Annotated in this window: 14 protein-coding genes and 1 pseudogene; 10 read left to right on the forward strand and 5 right to left on the reverse strand. The window is 68.4% G+C overall.

The window, feature by feature from the left end; all coding sequences use genetic code 11:
* Positions 1 to 23: 23 nt before the first annotated feature.
* Positions 24 to 353: pseudogene (locus C474_RS10945) on the forward strand (phosphoglucomutase/phosphomannomutase family protein); the annotation flags it as partial.
* A 3-nt stretch (positions 354 to 356) separates the two neighbouring features.
* Here C474_RS10945 and C474_RS10950 read toward each other — a convergent pair.
* Positions 357 to 764 carry a GNAT family N-acetyltransferase gene (locus tag C474_RS10950; RefSeq protein ID WP_008386758.1) on the reverse strand — a complete coding sequence of 136 codons (408 nt, stop codon included), beginning with the start codon at positions 762 to 764 and terminating at the stop codon, positions 357 to 359.
* 7 nt (positions 765 to 771) lie between these two features.
* Positions 772 to 981: a ubiquitin-like small modifier protein SAMP2 gene (samp2, locus tag C474_RS10955; protein WP_008386760.1), complete on the reverse strand. Its 210-nt coding sequence runs from the start codon at positions 979 to 981 to the stop codon at positions 772 to 774.
* A 93-nt stretch (positions 982 to 1,074) separates the two neighbouring features.
* On the opposite strand from samp2, the gene C474_RS10960 reads away from it, so the two are divergent.
* Complete coding sequence (locus C474_RS10960; protein ID WP_008386761.1) at positions 1,075 to 2,064, forward strand: replication factor C small subunit; 990 nt, start codon at positions 1,075 to 1,077, stop codon at positions 2,062 to 2,064.
* Between the two features lie 12 nt (positions 2,065 to 2,076).
* On the opposite strand, the gene C474_RS10965 is transcribed toward C474_RS10960, so the two are convergent.
* Both C474_RS10965 and C474_RS10970 read right to left on the reverse strand, forming a co-directional pair.
* Positions 2,077 to 4,323 carry a sensor histidine kinase gene (locus C474_RS10965; protein WP_394295422.1) on the reverse strand — a complete coding sequence of 749 codons (2,247 nt, stop codon included), beginning with the start codon at positions 4,321 to 4,323 and terminating at the stop codon, positions 2,077 to 2,079.
* A 149-nt stretch (positions 4,324 to 4,472) separates the two neighbouring features.
* Complete coding sequence (locus C474_RS10970; RefSeq protein ID WP_008386765.1) at positions 4,473 to 4,961, reverse strand: TspO/MBR family protein; 489 nt, start codon at positions 4,959 to 4,961, stop codon at positions 4,473 to 4,475.
* A gap of 192 nt (positions 4,962 to 5,153) precedes the next feature.
* Here C474_RS10970 and alaS point away from each other — a divergent pair, with 192 nt between their 5' ends.
* The 6 genes from alaS (at position 5,154) to C474_RS11000 (ending at position 12,205) form a co-directional block, all read left to right on the forward strand.
* Entirely contained in the window at positions 5,154 to 7,922 is a 2,769-nt protein-coding gene (gene alaS / locus C474_RS10975; RefSeq protein ID WP_008386767.1) for an alanine--tRNA ligase, read from the forward strand.
* Between the two features lie 130 nt (positions 7,923 to 8,052).
* Positions 8,053 to 8,703, forward strand: a complete 651-nt coding sequence (locus tag C474_RS10980) for a DUF7504 family protein (RefSeq protein ID WP_008386769.1) — start codon at positions 8,053 to 8,055, stop codon at positions 8,701 to 8,703.
* A 54-nt stretch (positions 8,704 to 8,757) separates the two neighbouring features.
* A complete protein-coding gene (locus tag C474_RS10985) occupies positions 8,758 to 9,522 on the forward strand; it encodes an alpha/beta fold hydrolase (protein ID WP_049916923.1) in 765 nt (254 codons plus the stop codon).
* Positions 9,523 to 9,623: 101 nt separating this feature from the next.
* Entirely contained in the window at positions 9,624 to 10,358 is a 735-nt protein-coding gene (locus C474_RS10990) for a type 1 glutamine amidotransferase (protein ID WP_008386773.1), read from the forward strand.
* A gap of 126 nt (positions 10,359 to 10,484) precedes the next feature.
* Entirely contained in the window at positions 10,485 to 11,648 is a 1,164-nt protein-coding gene (locus C474_RS10995) for an acyl-CoA dehydrogenase family protein (RefSeq protein ID WP_008386775.1), read from the forward strand.
* A gap of 266 nt (positions 11,649 to 11,914) precedes the next feature.
* A complete protein-coding gene (locus C474_RS11000) occupies positions 11,915 to 12,205 on the forward strand; it encodes a DUF7853 family protein (protein WP_008386777.1) in 291 nt (96 codons plus the stop codon).
* A gap of 10 nt (positions 12,206 to 12,215) precedes the next feature.
* Here the strand turns inward: C474_RS11000 and C474_RS11005 are convergent, their stop codons facing one another.
* Positions 12,216 to 12,698 (reverse strand): cupin domain-containing protein, encoded by a 483-nt coding sequence (locus C474_RS11005; RefSeq protein WP_008386778.1) that lies wholly within the window; start codon positions 12,696 to 12,698, stop codon positions 12,216 to 12,218.
* 150 nt (positions 12,699 to 12,848) lie between these two features.
* On the opposite strand from C474_RS11005, the gene C474_RS11010 reads away from it, so the two are divergent.
* On the forward strand, positions 12,849 to 13,220 hold the full coding sequence (locus tag C474_RS11010) for a VOC family protein (protein WP_008386780.1): 372 nt from the start codon (positions 12,849 to 12,851) through the stop codon (positions 13,218 to 13,220).
* 49 nt (positions 13,221 to 13,269) lie between these two features.
* Complete coding sequence (locus C474_RS11015; protein ID WP_008386782.1) at positions 13,270 to 13,746, forward strand: ferritin-like domain-containing protein; 477 nt, start codon at positions 13,270 to 13,272, stop codon at positions 13,744 to 13,746.
* Positions 13,747 to 13,751: the final 5 nt, after the last annotated feature.

The following is a 13,751-nucleotide window of genomic DNA, read 5'->3' on the forward strand; positions in this document are numbered from 1 at the left end:
CAGGCCGCTCAAGATGTGTATAAGAGACAGCGATGGACGAACGCGTCGACCGCCTGCTCGACGCCCACGGCGACATCGTCGCCGACAAGATCGGCTTGGAGTGCCCCGACGCGGAGAAAGACCGCGTCATCGACGAGTTGGACGACGAACTCCCCGACCAGGTGGCCGGCCGCGACATCGCCAAGGTCGTCACGCTCGACGGCTTCAAACTCCTCCTCGAAGACGGGTCGTGGCTCCTCGTCCGTCCCTCCGGGACGGAACCGAAGATGCGCGTCTACGCCGAGGCGTCGAGCGAGGACGACGTCCGCGAACTCCTCGAAGCGGGCCGCGAACTGGTCGCACCGCTCATCTGAGGCTCACCTGAACCGCCCCCGGAAGCGCCCGCCCTTGTTTTCCCCTTCGTCCGCCGGTTCGATCTCGAACCCCGTCGCCTCGTAGAACGGTCGCACCTGCGCTCGGAACGTCGCCGTCAGCGGCCCGTCCGTCCGCGCCGCGGCCGCCTCGACCAGTTCTCGCCCGAGTCCGCGCGCCCGCCGGGAGCGGTGTACCGCGATTTGCGTTATCTCTGCGCCGTCCGCCTGCGACTCCAGCACGCAGACGCCGACGAGTCGCGTCCCGGCGTCGGCGACCAGCGTCTCTCCCTCCTCGATTCGCTCCCGCACCTCTGCGGGGTCGACTTCGAGCATCGCCGCGTCCAGCAGTTCGACGGCGGCGTCGCAGTCGGCGGGGCGGGCGGAACGGACCTCGGGTGCGGGCTGAGTCACGGGCGCGTCACCCGCCCGTCCCGCCCTTGATGAGTCGCAGAATCTTCACGCGGTCGGCCTCGACGGGTTGGTCTTCGGGGACGGGCGACCCGTCGACGAGGACGGACACCTCGTGGGGACTGAGGTCGACGGCGCGCACGAGGTCGGCGTAGGTGCCGTCCTCGGCGACGGACACCTTCTCGACCCCCTCGCCGACGACTTCGACGGTGACGTGCATACCTCCCTTCGAGGCGGCGCGACTTTCCCCGTTTCGCTCCGGCGGCGGACGCAACGCGGGTGCTTTATCACTCGCCGGGACCGACTCCGGCGTATGAGCGAGGCCGCGGACGCGGAGGGCACGACGGGGCGCGAAATCTGGATCGAGAAGTACCGACCGCAGACGCTCGAGGACGTGTACGGACAGGAGGACATCGTCGACCGACTCCGCTCGTACATCGAACAGGACGACCTGCCGCACCTGCTGTTCGCGGGGCCGGCGGGCGTCGGCAAGACCACCTCCGCGACGGCCATCGCCCGCGCCGTCTACGGCGACGACTGGCGCGGCAACTTCCTCGAACTCAACGCCTCCGACGAACGCGGCATCGACGTGGTGCGCGACCGCATCAAGAACTTCGCCCGCGCCTCCTTCGGCGGCTACGACTACCGCATCATCTTCCTCGACGAGGCCGACTCGCTCACCTCGGACGCGCAGTCGGCCCTCCGCCGGACGATGGAGCAGTTCTCCGACAACACGCGCTTCGTCCTTTCGTGTAACTACTCCTCGAAGATCATCGACCCCATCCAGTCGCGGTGCGCCGTCTTCCGCTTTTCCCCCCTCGGCGACGACGCCGTCCGCAAGCAGGTGGAGGCCATCGCCGAGACGGAGGGAATCGAACTCACCGAGGACGGTCTCGACGCCCTCGTCTACGCCGCCGGCGGCGACATGCGCCGCGCCATCAACTCCCTGCAGGCGGCGGCGACGACGGGCGAGGTGGTCGACGAGGAGGCGGTCTACCTCATCACCTCCACCGCCCGCCCCGAGGACATCGAGGAGATGGTCCAGTCGGCCATCGACGGCGAGTTCCTCGCCGCGCGGTCGAAACTGGAGACGCTGCTGGTCGACACGGGAATGGCCGGCGGCGACATCATCGACCAACTCCACCGCTCGGTGTGGGAGTTCGACCTCGACGAACGCGCCACCGTCCGCCTGATGGAACGCATCGGCGAGGCGGACTACCGCATCACCGAGGGGGCGAACGAGCAGGTGCAGTTGGAGGCGTTGCTCGCCTCCCTGGCGGCCGCGAGCGACGAGTACGAGTAGCGCTGCCGTTCCTTACGTCCGGAACTCGAAGCGCGCGCCGCCCGCCGCCGATTCGGTCACCGACACCGACCAACCGTGCGCGTCGCTGATGCGCGAGACGATGGCGAGTCCGTAGCCGATGCCGTCCTCGCCGGTCGTCTCGCCGGGTTCGAAGACGCGCTCGCGGCGTTCGGGCGGGATGCCGACGCCGCCGTCCTCGACGTAGAACCCCTCCCCGCCGTCCTCGCCGAGCGGACCCACGCGGACGGTGACGGACCCGCCGTCGTCCGAGGCGCGTCGGGCGTCGCCGGCACCGTCGCCACCACCGGACGCTTCCCGACCGCTCCCGGAGCCGTGTTCCAGCGCGTTCCGAAAGAGGTTCCCGAGCAGTTCGGCGAGTCGCTCCTCGTCGGCGTCCACCGTCGTCGTCGCCGCCATTTCCAGCGACGCCCCGCCCGTCTCGACGGTCGCCCACGCGCGCCGGGCTACCGTCGCCACGTCGATGGCGTCCGTCTCGCCGACCACGTTCCCCTGACGGGCGAGCGACAGCAGGTCGTCGATGAGCCGTTCCATCTGCCTGAGGGAGTTAGTGACCGTGTCGAACGACTCCTCGCGGTCCGTCTCCCGGGCGAGTTCGAGGTGACCCTGCGCGACGGCCAGCGGGTTCCGAAGGTCGTGGCTCACGATGTTGGCGAACTCCTCTAACCGCTCGTTCTGCCGCTCCAACTCCGACTCGCGGCGCTTGCGCTCGGTGATGTCGGTGTACAGCGCGTACCCCCGGCCGTCGTTCGACTCGGGGTCGAGGGGGACGACGTTGAGGATGAACTCCCGCGTGCCGTCGGCGGCGAGGCGTTGCACCTCCTTTCGATGGCGCTCTCCTCCGGCGACGCGTAGTTCGGGCGGGTCGGCGTCGTCCTCGGGGACGATGGCCGCCACGAGGTCCTCGCCCACCACGTCGACCGCGAGTCGACCGAACCGCTCCTCGAAGACGCGGTTGACGCTCTGGACGCGCGCGACGCCACCCTCGTCCACCGCGTAGGCGACGGCGGCGTCCGAGACGTGCTCGAAGAGGGCGGTCGAGCGGTCGCGTTCGTCTCGGAGGCTCTCCTCCGCGCGGATGCGCTCGGCGGTCACGGCGACGTGCGCCATCAGCAGTTCAGTGAGTTCCACGTCGGCCTCGTCGAACGCGTTCGGCGTGTACGCGGCCGCCTGGAAGACGGCGATGTCGCCGATGGGGACGCTCACCCCCGAGCGGTAGGCGTCCTTCGTCGGCCGGGCGTCCTCGGCCTCGGACATGTCCGTGACGAGGCGCGTCCGTCCCGTGCGGTGGACCTGCGCGGCGATGCCGCCGTCTTCAAGCGACTTCACCTCCGCGCCGTCCTCGGGGAACTCCTCGGAGGTCGCCGCGGGGACGATGTAGCCCTCCTCGACGACGCCGATGTAACTCAGGTCGAACGAGAGGATTTCCTTGGTCACGCCGACGGTCCGCTCGAACAGTTCGCCGAGGTCGGTGACGGCGGCGAGTTCGACCGTTCCCCGGTGAAGCGCTTCGATGCGCTCGCGGCTCTCCCGGAGCGCCGCTTCGGAGTCGATGCGGGCGGCCGTCTCGGCGACGTAGGAGACGAGCAGTTCAGCCAGTCGGAGGTCCGTCTCGTCGTACGCGCCGATCTCCGTCGAGATGGCCTGGAAGACGCCGATGTCGCCGATGGGGACGCTGACGACCGAGCGGAACTCGGGGTCGTCGGGCGCGGCGACGGCGCTCTCGCGGACGTCGTCGACGAGTTTCGACTCGCCGGTCCGGTAGGTTTCGCCCAGGATGCCCTGGTTCAGCGGTATCAGGTCGCCCTCCTCCGACGCGGTGTCGGTAGCGGCGACGCGGAAGCTTCCGCCGACATCGATGCTGATAGAGGAGTTATCCAACGCGAGGATGCGCTCTGCGATGTCTATCGCCCGCGCGAACAGTTCGTCGGTCGTCTCGGCGGCGATGAGCGTCGAGGTGCCCTCGTAGAGCCGTTTGAGACGCTCCCGACTGTCGTCGCCGCCGTCGACGCTCACGAGCAGCCACCGGACCTGCGTCGCCAGCGACGCTTCCTCCCCCCGGCGGACGAACGCGTCGAACCGCTCGGGTCGCGGCACCGACGCGGGGTCGCAGTCGGCGTAGCAGACCACGGGAACGTCGAACTCGAAGTCGCTCTCCGGGTCGGTGACGACGGCGATGTCCGCCGACTGGTCGTCGGTCCCGACGGGCGTTATTGCCACTCGGTCGCCGACGTTCCGCAGCGCTCTGTCGACGGCCGCCGCGTCGTCCGTCGCCAGCCGTACCTGTTTTACTTCTTGCACGTCGGTCTGGTTAAGCAGTACTCAGAACGATTATAACTGTTGCGGGGCGTTGTCGCGCGTCGCGGTGGACCCTCTCACGGGATTCCCGCTCAGTTCAGGACCCAGAACCGGTAGTTCAGCGCCGTCGCGAACGCGACCCACGCGAGGTAAGGGAGCATCAGCGCCGCGGCCCGGCGGTCGACGCGCCCGAACAGGGCGGTCACGACGGCGACGGCACCGAGGAGTGGGACGATGACGACGAGTCCGTACAGCGTCGAGCGCAGGCCGAAGAACGCGAACGACCACGCCGCGTTGAGGACGAGGTGGCCGAGGAAGGCGTACAGCGCGACCCGACCGCGCGGGTCCGAGGAGCGCGAGACGCGGAACGCTGCCGTCCCCATCAGGGCGTACAGCGTTATCCACACCGGTCCGAACACCCACGACGGCGGGGCGAACGACGGTTGCACGAGCGTCACGTACCACGTTCCGACGGCCGACGCCGTCGCCACGCCGCCGACGACGCCCGCCAGTTCCGAGAGCAACACCCACGCCGCCCACTCGACGAGCGGACGACGGCGGACGGATTCGCGAATCTCCATGCGTCAGAGAGGTTCGCCGCGGCGTTAGCGGTGTCGGTGGTGGCGACGGTAGCGGTGTCGACGACCGGTCGGCGTCGTCCGCGCGTCCGACCCTCCTTTCGAGTTGTCGAAGAACGAAACGAGGCCGAAATCGTCGCCTCCGGTGCCGCTTACCCGGAACTGTTTTACCCGGCCGTGGGTCAATCTGGGGTAATGAGCGAACTCGAAGAGGAGTACCGCCTCGACTATTTCGAGGAGGAGGGATTCCACCGGAAGCAGTGCCCGGTGACGGACGCGTACTTCTGGACGCGCGACCCCGACCGCGAGACCTGCGGGGAACCGCCCGCCGACGACTACTCGTTCATCGACAACCCCGGCTTCGCCGAGGAGTACACGCTCGAAGAGATGCGGGAGGAGTTCCTCTCGTTCTTCGAAGCGCACGGGCACGAACGCATCGAACCCTACCCGGTCGCGGCGAACCGCTGGCGCGACGACGTGCTGTTGACGCAGGCCTCCGTCTACGACTTCCAACCCCTCGTCACCAGCGGTCAGACGCCGCCGCCGGCGAACCCGCTGACCATCTCCCAGCCCTGCATCCGGATGCAGGACATCGACAACGTGGGGAAGACGGGCCGGCACACGATGGCGTTCGAGATGATGGCTCACCACGCCTTCAACGCCCGCGAGGAGGTGGGCGACGAGTACGCCTACTCCGGCGAAGTGTACTGGAAGGACGAGACGGTCGAACTCTGCGACGACTTCTTCGAACATATGGGCGCCGATTTGGAGGAGATAACGTACATCGAGGACCCGTGGGTCGGCGGCGGCAACGCCGGTCCCGCCTTCGAGGTGCTGTACCGCGGCGCCGAACTCGCCACCCTCGTCTTCATGTCGATGGAGCAGGACCCCGACGGGGACTACGAGATGAAGGACGGCAACCGGTACTCGCCGATGGACACCTACATCGTCGACACCGGCTACGGACTCGAACGCTGGGCGTGGGTGTCGCAGGGCACCGCCACCGTCTACGAGGCGGTGTACCCAGATATGATCGAGTTCCTGAAGGAGAACGCCAACGTCACGCTGTCCGAGGAGGACGAGGAACTCGTCCACCGCGCGGCGAAACTGTCGGGCTACCTGGATATCGACGAGGTGGACGACGTGTACGAGGCGCGCGGCGACATCGCCGACGAGTTGGGCGTCGACGTCGAGGAACTCACCTCGCTACTCCGTCCCCTCGAAGACATCTACGCCATCGCCGACCACTGCCGAACTCTAGCCTATATGTTCGGCGACGGCATCGTCCCCTCGAACGTCGGGACGGGCTACCTCGCGCGCATGGTGCTCCGCCGGACGAAGCGCCTCGTCGACAACGTCGGCGTCGACGCGCCCCTCGACGAACTCGTGGATATGCAGGCCGAACGCCTCGACTACGAGAACCGCGACACCATCCGCGACATCGTCCGCACCGAGGAGCGAAAGTACCGCGAGACGCTCGAGCGCGGCACCCGGAAGGTGCAGTCGCTGGCCGACGAGTACGCCGGCCGCGAGGAGCCGATTCCGCTGGACGAACTCGTCGAACTGTACGACTCCCACGGCATCCAACCGGACATGGTGCGGGAGATAGCCGAGGAACGCGGTGCGACGGTCGACGTGCCCGATAACTTCTACTCGCTCGTCGCGGACCGCCACGAGGGGGAGGGCGCCTCCGAGGAGGCCGAAGCGCGCGAGCAGCGACTCGCCGACCTGCCCGACACCGAGAAACTCTACTACGACGACCAGGAGCGCACGGAGTTCGAGGCCGTCGTCCTCGACGTTATCGAACGCGAGGAGGGCTACGACGTGGTCCTCGACCAGACGATGTTCTACCCCGAGGGCGGCGGTCAACCCGCCGACCACGGTACCCTGTCGACGGACGATGCGACGGCCCAGGTGTCGGACGTGCAGATACGGGACGGCGTCGTCCTGCACCGCACGGACGCCGACCCCGGTAAGGGCGAGTTCGTCCGCGGGCAACTCGACGTGGAGCGTCGTCGCCGCCTGATGCGACACCACACGGCGACGCACGTCGTCGGCCACGCCGCCAGAGAGGTGCTCGGGGACCACGTGCGACAGGCCGGCGCGCAGAAGGGCGTCGACCGGGCGCGCTTCGACATCTCCCACTACGAGCGCATCACGCGCGAGGAGGTCAAGCAGATCGAACACATCGCCAACGACATCGTGATGGGCAACAGCACGGTGCGGGCCGAGTGGCCGGACCGTCACCAGGCCGAGGAGAAGTACGGCTTCGACCTCTATCAGGGCGGGATTCCGCCGGGACGCAACGTCCGCGTCATCACCGTCGGCGACGACGTGCAGGCCTGCGGCGGCACGCACGTCAAGCGGACGGGCGACATCGGCGCCATCAAGATTCTGAACACCGAACCCGTGCAGGACGGCGTCGAGCGCATCGTCTTCGCCGCGGGCGACGCGGCCATCTCGGCGACGCAGCGCACGGAGGACGCCCTGTACGACGCGGCCGACGTCCTCGACGTCAACCCCGAGGACGTTCCGGAGACGGCCGAGCGGTTCTTCACCGAGTGGAAGGAGCGCGGTAAGACGGTCGACCGCCTGAAGTCCGAACTCGCGGAGGCGCGCGCCGCCGCCGAGACGGAGGAGATAGACGTCGACGGCACGCCCGCCGTCGTCCAACGGGTCGACGGCGACGCGGACGAACTCCGCGCGACGGCCAACGCCATCGTCGGCGAAGGTAAGGTCGCCGTCCTCGGGTCCGCCGCGGGGGGGAGCGCCCAGTTCGTCGTCGGCGTCCCCGACGGCGTGGGCATCAACGCTGGCGAGGTCGTCGGCGAACTCGCCTCCCGCGTCGGCGGCGGCGGCGGCGGTCCGCCGGACTTCGCGCAGGGCGGCGGCCCGGACGTCGACGCCCTCGACGAGGTGCTGGAGGAGGCGCCCGACGTGCTCCGCCGCGTTCTCGACGCCTGAGACGGGACCTCTCGCTTCGCTGCGACCGCACTCCGGTTGCGACCGCACTCCGGCCTCCCGCCGCGGTTCGGTCGTTTCTCGCCGCCCACGGGAAGAGTTAAGACTAGCTGTCGACTTGCTTAACTGATAGATGGAACTCACCGAACGGGTGACCCGCGAGACGCGAGACGCCGCCGGCCTCCTCGTCCTCAGGCCGCGCTCCGAGTCCGGATCGGACTCGACGTGTAAGCGCCTCCTCGCGGGCGGGTCGCGCCCCGTCAGCCTCTTCGGCGTCTGTTTCTCGCAGTCGCCCGCGCGGTGGTACGACGACTGGGTGACGGCCCTCGGCGGCCCGCCGTCGAACGCCGCCGTCGTGACGACGCCGGACCGCGCGACGGACGACGTGCCCGACGGCGTCGCCGTCGAGACGGTGCCGACGCCGGCCGACCTGACGCACGTCGGAATGCAGGCGACGCGGTACACGGGTCTGTGGACCGCCGGGGAGGGCGGCGACTCGCACACCGAGGTACTCGTCTCGGTGGACTCGCTCGACCTGTTGCTCCAATACGTCTCCTTGGAGACGCTGTACCGGTTCCTGCACGTCCTCGTCGGCCGCCTCGACACCCTCGGCTTCGACCACCGGGGAACGGAGGACGCCGACGGACCGCGCCTCGGCGCCCGGGGTCTGTTCTTCCTCGACCCGTCGACGCAGGACCAGCAGACGGTGACAACGCTGGAGAGCCTCTTTCACGGCGTGCTGTCGTACGAAGACGGCGGCGGGTGGCGACTGCGGACGCAGTAGGCCGACACCGGGCCGTGTCGGTGCCGATAAAGGGACGCCCCGCCGATTACGACCATGCCAGTGGCCTCGAACGGCGGCGTCGCCTGTTACTACGAACGCGACGGCGGCGGCGACTCGGTCGTCTTCGTCGGCGACGCGGGGTACGGCGCGTGGCAGTGGGGGTGGCAGCACGCGGCCGTCGCGGGGCCGTTCGAGAGCGTCGTCACCGACGTACGCGGCGCGGGTCGCTCCGACGCGCCGCCGGGACCCTACTCCGTCTCGGACCTCGTCTCGGACCTCACGGCCGTCCTCTCGGACGCCGGTCTCCGGTCGGCGGCCGTCGTCGGCGCGGGTCTCGGCGGGATGGTGGGTCTCGAAGCGGCCCGGACCACCTCGCGCGTGGACCGCCTCGTCTGCCTCGGAACCGCCCCCTCCGGGTCGGGCGTGGACCTCGACTCCCTCTACGCGCCGCCCGCGGACCGCGAGGGCGTCGAACGGGCGACGGAGGCGGCACTCTCGGAAGGATTCGTCGCCGACCACCCCGACGCGGTGCGACGGATCGTCGAGTGGCGCACCGCGGAGGACGCCGACCCGACGGCGTGGGAGGCGCAGGCGGCCGCCGTCCGCGGGTACTCGCTCGACGCGCCGTACGAGGTGACGGCGCCGACGTTGGTCGTCCACGGCGCCGACGACGCGGCGTGGCCCGCCGAGGACGCCCGGACGCTCGCCGGGGACCTCCCCCGCGGGGAGTTCGCCGCCGTCGACGGCGCGGGGCACCTCGCACACGTCGAACGCTCGAAGCGAGTGAACGACGAACTACTCTCGTTTCTCGAAGAATAAGCTGCCTCGGTGACCGGTTGTCGGGCGGGTGGTCGTTTTCGCGGTGACAACACGCACCACGAGCACAACGTTCTTCACGCCGGATATCTTCGCATTCGACAATGAGTCAGGGAACCGAGCGGCTCCGTTTCGCTCTCCTCGACGCGTCGCACGGAGACAGCAACACCCGGCGGAACTTCCGCCGCGAACTCGACGCCGACCTGGTTGAGTTCGACGCCACGAGCGGGGAACTCCCCTCGCACTTCGACTTCGACGGCGTCGTCGTCACGGGGTCGCGCGCGTCCGTCTACTGGGACGAGGCGTGGATTCCGTCCCTCGTGACGTACGTCGGTGACGCCGCCGAACGCGACGTGCCGGTCCTCGGCGTCTGCTACGGACACCAGATTCTCGCGACGGCGCTCGGCGGGACCGTCGAGGGGATGGGTGAGTACGAGATAGGCTACCGACAGGTGCGGAAGACGACCGAGAGCGAACTGTTCGAGGGTATCGACGACCGCTTCACCGTCTTCACGACCCACTCGGACGCCGTGACCGAACTCCCGGCGGGCGCGGACCTCCTCGCGGAGAACGAGTACGGCGTCCACGCCTTCCGGAAGCGGCACGCCTGGGGCGTGCAGTTCCACCCCGAGTACGACCCCGACACCGCCCGGTACGTGACGATGGGAAAGGACCTCCCCGACGAGCGGATTCGGTCGGTCTTAGACGGCATCGACGAGGAGAACTACGGCGCCGCCTGCGAGGCCAAGCGCCTGTTCGAGAACTTCGTCTCCTACGCGCGGCGGGTCCGTTCAGATTCCCCTTCCGACACCGGAACCGACGTCGAGACGGCGTCCTGAGCCGCTTTCGACGCTCTCCTCTTTCCTCGCTCTTCTTTCTCCTCTGCGTCGTCGCTCCGAGCGTTTCCCGTCGTCCCCCGCGGGGGCGAGCGAACACCTTTTGCCGCCCGCCGCCGAGCAACGTTCATGCTCGATTATCTGGGTTTGGAGGCGGACCTCACGACCGAAGAGCGGATGATTCGCGACGAGGCGCGGCGCTTCGTCGACGAGGAGATCAGACCGGACATCGGCGACCACTTCGAGGCGGGAACGTTCCCGACGGAACTCATCCCCGAGATGGGCGAACTCGGGTTCTACGCGCCGACTATCGACGGCTACGGCCTCCCCGGCGTCGGTGACAGGGCGTACGGCGTCCTGATGCAGGAGTTGGAGGCGGGCGACTCCGGCCTCCGGTCGATGGCGAGCGTGCAGGGGGCACTCGTCATGCATCCCATCCACGCGTTCGGTTCGGAAGAGCAGAAAGAGCGGTGGCTCCCGGCCCTCGGCACCGGCGAGGCGGTGGGCTGTTTCGGCCTCACCGAACCCGAACACGGGTCGAACCCTTCGGGAATGCAGACGCGGGCGGAGAAGGACGGCGACGAGTACGTGCTGAACGGGTCGAAGACGTGGATAACCAACTCGCCCATCGCGGACGTGGCCGTCGTCTGGGGACGCGACACCTCCGCGGAGGAGTCGCCCGTCCGCGGGTTCCTCGTGGAGACGGACCGCGACGGCGTGACGACCAACGAGATACACGACAAACTCTCCATGCGCGCGTCCGTCACCGGCGACATCGGCCTCGACGACGTGCGCGTCCCCGAGGAGGACGTGCTCCCGGGCGTCGAGGGGATGAAGGGGCCGCTGTCGTGTCTCACGCAGGCCCGCTACGGCATCTCGTGGGGCGTCGTCGGCGCCGCGCGGGACGCCTTCGAGACGGCCCTCGAGTACGCGAAAGGGCGCGACCAGTTCGGCGGCCCCATCGCCCGGTTCCAGATGCAGCAGGACAAACTCGCGGAGATGGCGACGAAGATAACGAACGGGCAACTGATGGCCTACCGCCTCGCGGAGTTGAAAGAGCGCGGCGAACTCCGGAATCAGCAGGTGTCGATGGCCAAGCGACACAACGTCCGAATGGCCCGGGAGGTGTCGCGGACGGCCCGCGAGATGCTCGGCGGCAACGGTATCACCACCGACTACTCGCCGATGCGCCACCTCGCCAACATGGAGACGGTGTACACCTACGAGGGAACCCACGACATCCACACGCTCGTCCTCGGGGCGGATCTGACCGGGATTCCGGCCTTCGAGTGACTCCGTTCGTTCGAGGCGGTGGAATCGCGGTCACAACCGGGATTCCGGCCTTCGAATAGCTCCGTTCGCTCGATTCGGCGCGATATCATCCGCTCTCCCGTACTCGGCCATCGACGCTGGCGAACAGGCCGTCACCGAATCGGCCGACGACGACTCTGACCGGTTTTTGCCGCTCGAACATCAATCTTTGCCGGACGTGCGCTCGGTGTGCCAACTACACGCATGGTTTTATGTACGCCGGGCCGTACACCGACCTGAGGCAGACAATGACCCCCTCGGCCCGCGACTGTCCGACCGGCCTCGACCTCTCGCTCGAAGAGCGGTGGGTGCTGCACGCCGCTCTCTTGTCCGACGTCGAACGCACCGTCGAGAACGACGACGACCCCGCGCGGGCCGTCTCGCTTCTCGCGCGCTTGGAAGACGGCGACGTCTTCGAGCGGGACGAACTGGCGTTCTTCGCGCGAGTACTCCGGGACTACGTCGACAGATGCGCCCCGCCGCGCGACTGCCGACCCGCGCAGAACGTCATCGGCGACATCGAGACCGCACTCGCGTGACGCGGCCGTTTCAGGGTTCGTCCTCCCAGTAGTCCACCACGTCGTCCCGCTTGAAGTATCCCGAGACGACGCGCTCGCCGTCGCCGCCGGGCGGCGCCCCCGCGAACACGCCCACTTTCTCGGAGTCCGGATAGACGGTCACGTCCGGGTCCCGCATCGTCGAGACGGCGAGGTAGCGGAGCGGTTCGTCGCCGTCGTTGCGGAGTCGGTGCGCGCCCGAGGGGTCCGCCGGGAACGAGAGGAAATCGCCCGCGCGAACCGCCTCCTCGCCGTCGGGCGTCCGGAGCGTCCCCTCCCCGGAGAGGACGTACGCCGCCTCCTCGTTGCCCGCGTGGAAGTGGTAGGGCCACGAGGCGGCTCCGGGCGGCAGTTCGTACAGACTCGCCCCGAGGCGTTCGGCGCCCGCCGCCGACCCGAGTTTCTTCCGTCTGAACGCTGTCTCGCCGTGCATCGTCTCCGACCACTCGATGTCCGATTCGTTGACTCGCGGCATGGTCGAGTCGACGGCGGCGGGGCAGTTAACTCCCGGTTCGCGGCGGTTCCCCGCGGTGCGCCGCCGTCCCGCCGGCGACCCGTCGGTCGAACCGTCGTCGCCCGCGTCGACATCCGCGGTCTATTTCACCCGGGCGTTCGACGGACGCCCATGCGCCTCATACACACGGCGATAACCGTCTCGGACCTCGACGCGATGCTCGATTTCTACGGCGAACTCGGCCTCTCGAAGACTGGCGAGTTCACGCTGAACGGCGTCGAGAACGTCTACGTCGGAAGCGGCGACGGACTGGAGATCCAGTTCAAACACGACCCCAAATCGGAGGAGGCGGTCGACCCCGCCGGCATCGACCACCTCGCCGTCGAAGTCGACGACGCCGACGAGGCGTTCGAGGAACTCGTCGCCGCCACCGGTTGTCCGGTCGTCCGCGACCCGTTCGACGTCGACCCCGCCGGCGCCCGCGCGGCGTTCGTCGAGGATCCGGACGGCTACGTCGTCGAACTGGTCGAGTACCTGAAGTAGTCTCCGCCGGCGAGTACCTATTTTTACCCTCGGGACGAACGTGCGGGCGATGCCCGAGAACGAGCAAGCGACGGACAACGACGAGGCTATCGAACTGTTGAAGAAGGCGTATCTCGACGAACTGGAGACAGTGATGAACTACCTGACGAACTCCATCGTCCTCGACGGCGTCCGCGCCGAAGAGATCAAGGGGTCGCTGCAGGAGGACATCCAAGAGGAACTCGGCCACGCCGAACAGATCGGTCAGCGCCTCAAGCAACTCGACGAGGTGCCGCCCGGGTCGGCCGACTTCCAGGCGAACCAGGCGAACCTCCAACCGCCGGAGGACAGCACGAGCGTCATCTCGGTCATCGAGGGCGTCATCGAGGCCGAGGAGGACGCCATCGAGACCTATCGCGCGCTCGTCGACGCCGCCGAAGAGGCCAACGACCCGGTCACCGAGGACCTCGCAGTCACCCTCCTCGGCGACGAGGAGGCCCACCGGGCGGAGTTCCGCGGCTTCCGCAAAGAGTACAAGAACGACTGAACGAC

The organism is Halogeometricum pallidum JCM 14848, from assembly GCF_000337095.1.
Taxonomy (GTDB): Archaea; Halobacteriota; Halobacteria; order Halobacteriales; family Haloferacaceae; genus Halogeometricum; species Halogeometricum pallidum.

Bases quoted from the DNA above. Each gene is read 5' to 3' on its own strand.
- samp2 (WP_008386760.1), bottom strand. From the start codon at position 981: ATGCACGTCACCGTCGAAGTCGTCGGCGAGGGGGTCGAGAAGGTGTCC.
- C474_RS10960 (WP_008386761.1), top strand. From the start codon at position 1,075: ATGAGCGAGGCCGCGGACGCGGAGGGCACGACGGGGCGCGAAATCTGG.
- C474_RS10970 (WP_008386765.1), bottom strand. From the start codon at position 4,961: ATGGAGATTCGCGAATCCGTCCGCCGTCGTCCGCTCGTCGAGTGGGCG.
- alaS (WP_008386767.1), top strand. From the start codon at position 5,154: ATGAGCGAACTCGAAGAGGAGTACCGCCTCGACTATTTCGAGGAGGAG.
- C474_RS10980 (WP_008386769.1), top strand. From the start codon at position 8,053: ATGGAACTCACCGAACGGGTGACCCGCGAGACGCGAGACGCCGCCGGC.
- C474_RS10985 (WP_049916923.1), top strand. From the start codon at position 8,758: ATGCCAGTGGCCTCGAACGGCGGCGTCGCCTGTTACTACGAACGCGAC.
- C474_RS10990 (WP_008386773.1), top strand. From the start codon at position 9,624: ATGAGTCAGGGAACCGAGCGGCTCCGTTTCGCTCTCCTCGACGCGTCG.
- C474_RS10995 (WP_008386775.1), top strand. From the start codon at position 10,485: ATGCTCGATTATCTGGGTTTGGAGGCGGACCTCACGACCGAAGAGCGG.
- C474_RS11000 (WP_008386777.1), top strand. From the start codon at position 11,915: ATGACCCCCTCGGCCCGCGACTGTCCGACCGGCCTCGACCTCTCGCTC.
- C474_RS11005 (WP_008386778.1), bottom strand. From the start codon at position 12,698: ATGCCGCGAGTCAACGAATCGGACATCGAGTGGTCGGAGACGATGCAC.
- C474_RS11010 (WP_008386780.1), top strand. From the start codon at position 12,849: ATGCGCCTCATACACACGGCGATAACCGTCTCGGACCTCGACGCGATG.
- C474_RS11015 (WP_008386782.1), top strand. From the start codon at position 13,270: ATGCCCGAGAACGAGCAAGCGACGGACAACGACGAGGCTATCGAACTG.